Genomic DNA, 2,849 nt, shown 5'->3' on the forward strand with positions numbered 1-2,849 from the left:
GGGGGTGTTTGGTTGGGCTGGTTGGGTGCGTCCGTATGTGTTGGTGGGATTGCGGGGTGTGTGTGGTGCTCGCAGGGTTTGGGTGAGTCCTACTCGTCGATCGTGAAAAGGTAGATCATGCGTATTTCCCGGAAAGCCGGTCTGTTTGCTTCTTCGGTGTTGTGTGGGGCTGTGGCCCTGGGCACGGCCGGTCCGGCGTTCTCCACGGGCATGGACGCGCCCGCCCACCGTGACACTGTCTCGGCCGCCCCGGTGCCGGGCGCGGACGCGCTGACCAAGCAGAACGCGGCGCTGGCCGGCGCGGGCGCTGTCCTGCAGCCGGTGACCGATCTGGTCGCCGGGGTGCTGAAGGCCCCCGACGGCAAGCTGCCCAAGGAGGAGGCCACCGAGCATGCGGCGGAGGTGAAGAAGGCGCTGGACGGTCTGGCGGCGGATGCGAAGGCGGCGACCGACAAGGCGGGTGCGCCGGGTGCGGATCTGGTCGTGAAGGCGGCGGCGGATCTGCAGTCCAAGGTGGACGCCCTGGTGAAGGCCTCCGCCGCGGGGGATGCGAAGGCGACGGCGGCCGCGCTGCAGGCGACGTTGACCGGGACGGTGAATGTGGTGGTCGCGATCGTGCTGGGTGGTGATCTGCCGGCGCCGGACCTGGAGGGTCTGCCGAAGCTGCCGTCGCTGCCGGGTGTGTCGCCGGCGCAGACGCTGCCGTCGCTGTAGGTATCTGAGGCAACTCGAGGTAGGGGGAGGGGCCGGCCCGTTGGGGCCGGCCCCTCCTTTTAGTGTTCCGCCGGACGGGATCGGACGAGGCTGATCATGGCGTGGTAGGGCTCCGTCGAAGAGCCCGGGTGGCTGTGCTGTCAGGATTGGGCGGCGCTGTGCGGGCGCACACTTTCCCAGGCTCTGGGCGTTGCTGCTTTTGGCTGTGCTCGGGCAGGGGGGGGGCGTTGGCGCTGCCGGGCTGCCCTTTTGGGCGGTGACGGGAGTGTGGGGATGGGCCCTGGTTCGGATTGCCGGGCGGGCTTAGGGGGGGTGTATGCGAGGGGTGGGTGGGGGCTGTTTGGCTGTGGTGTCGTGTCATTGCTGGGGGGGTGATGCGCTGCTCGAGTGCCGGACGTGGTGGGGTGAACTCTGATGCGCGGCTTGAGTGAACCCTCGATGAGCCCTTGATGGTTGCCGGTCACGGGCCACCCGCTGGCTCCCGTCCCGCGGGAGGCCTGCTGTGCTGCATCCGGTCGCGGGGGCGGGGTTGGCCGGGACCGGAACAATGGTGCACGGCGTGTGGCTTGGTTGGCTTGGTTCATGTCATACGGCGGTGGATGCCCGTCTGTTCGAGGGCCGACCGGTGTGCCGGGGCGGGTTCGGGTGCCGGGAGGGCGGGCAGGTGCTTGACGGGCATTCGCTGGTCTGTGGGTATGTCGGTCCTGGGGCTGGCGTTGCCGTGCAGCGCTGCGGTGTTGGTCTGGTGCAGGGTGCGGTGGCCGTCTTGGTGCGGGAGGGGGCGGGCCCTGGGCGGTGGTTTCGCGCTGCTTGGTGGTTGCCGTCTCGGGCAGGGGGTGGGAGGTGGACCGCTGCACGAACGCGGCGCCGTCGTCCCCGGCTCCGTGAATGTTGGGGCGTATGGTGTCGGGGACGACGGCGTGGAGGGCCGTCTCGGTCGGCCGGTTGCAGCATTCCTCCCCTGCTGGGGGTGGTTGATGCGCCGCTCGAGTGCCGGACGTGGTGGGGTGAACCCTCATGCGCGGGATGAGTGGACCCTCGATGAGTCCTTGATGGTTGTCGGCCACGGGCCACCCGCTGGCTCCCGTCCCGCGGGAGGTCTGCTGTGCTGCATCCGGTCGCGGGGGTGGGGTTGGCCGGGGCCGGTACGGCGGTGCGCCGTGTGTGGTTTGGTTGGCTTGGTTCATGTCATACGGCGGCGGTTGCCCGTCTGACGGTGGCGGTTGTCTGTCTGTTCGAGGGCCGGTCGGTGTGCCGGGGCGGGTAGTCGAGTACCGGCCCCGGCGCGGTGGTGTGGGGTTAGGGGCGTGGTTCGTCGAGGTATTGGTCGGCCCAGGCGCTGATGATGTGTGCGGCGCGTTGTGCTTGTCCGCGTGCGGTGAGGAGGTGGTCGGCGCCTTCGAGGGAGATGAAGCTGCGGGGGTGGCGGGCTTCCTGGAAGATTTCGGCGGCGTTGTCGATGTCGACGGTGGTGTCGGTGGGGGAGTGTGCGACGAGCAGGGGGAGGTTCAGCTCGCCGATCGTTTCGCGCAGGTGGGCCTTGCGGACGTCTTCGACGAAGGCGCGTTTGAGGACGAGGGTGCGTCCGCCGACGAACCATTCGTGGGAGCCCTCGCTGAGGACGCGGTCGAGGACGGAGTCGTACTGCCGTTCGACGTGGCTGGGGTCGACGGGTGCGGCGATGGTGGCGAGTGCGCGCAGGCCGGGGATGTCGCGGGCGGCGGCGAGGGCGGCGGCGCCGCCCCAGGAGTGCCCCACCAGCAGATCCACAGGAGTCCCGCGTTCGGCCATGAAGGCGGCGGCGCGGATGGTGTCCTGGACCTTGACGGTGAAGGAGCCGTCTCCCCAGTCGCCGTGGGAGTCGCCGATGCCGAGGTTGTCGAAGCGGAGGGTGCCGATGCCCTCCTTGGCCAGTTGTTTGCTGACGCGGGAGGCGGCGGGCGAGTTTTTGCCGAGGGTGAAGCCGTGTGCGAAGAGTCCCCAGCCGCGGACCTCGCCTTCCGGCAGGTCGATCACTCCGGCCAGTTCGGGGCCGACGACGCTGGGGAATCTCACGTTTTCTTTCATGTGTGGTGCTCACCTAGGCAGGAACCGGTCGGGGACAGGGGTCTCCAGCACGGACTGCGGGTTCTCGG

Annotated in this window: 2 protein-coding genes; one reads left to right on the forward strand and one right to left on the reverse strand. The window is 69.2% G+C overall.

All coding sequences use genetic code 11. The features are described 5' to 3' along the window. Positions 1-171: 171 nt before the first annotated feature. Positions 172-714 (forward strand): hypothetical protein, encoded by a 543-nt coding sequence (locus tag ACYSUO_RS42255; RefSeq protein ID WP_461781509.1) that lies wholly within the window; start codon positions 172-174, stop codon positions 712-714. A 1,299-nt stretch (positions 715-2,013) separates the two neighbouring features. On the opposite strand, the gene ACYSUO_RS42260 is transcribed toward ACYSUO_RS42255, so the two are convergent. Beyond that, the gene (locus ACYSUO_RS42260) at positions 2,014-2,769 is read right to left on the reverse strand and encodes an alpha/beta hydrolase family protein (RefSeq protein WP_461781510.1); all 756 of its coding nucleotides are present in this window, start codon (positions 2,767-2,769) and stop codon (positions 2,014-2,016) included. Between the last annotated feature and the right edge of the window lie 80 nt (positions 2,770-2,849).

The organism is Streptomyces sp. UC4497 (assembly GCF_054871485.1).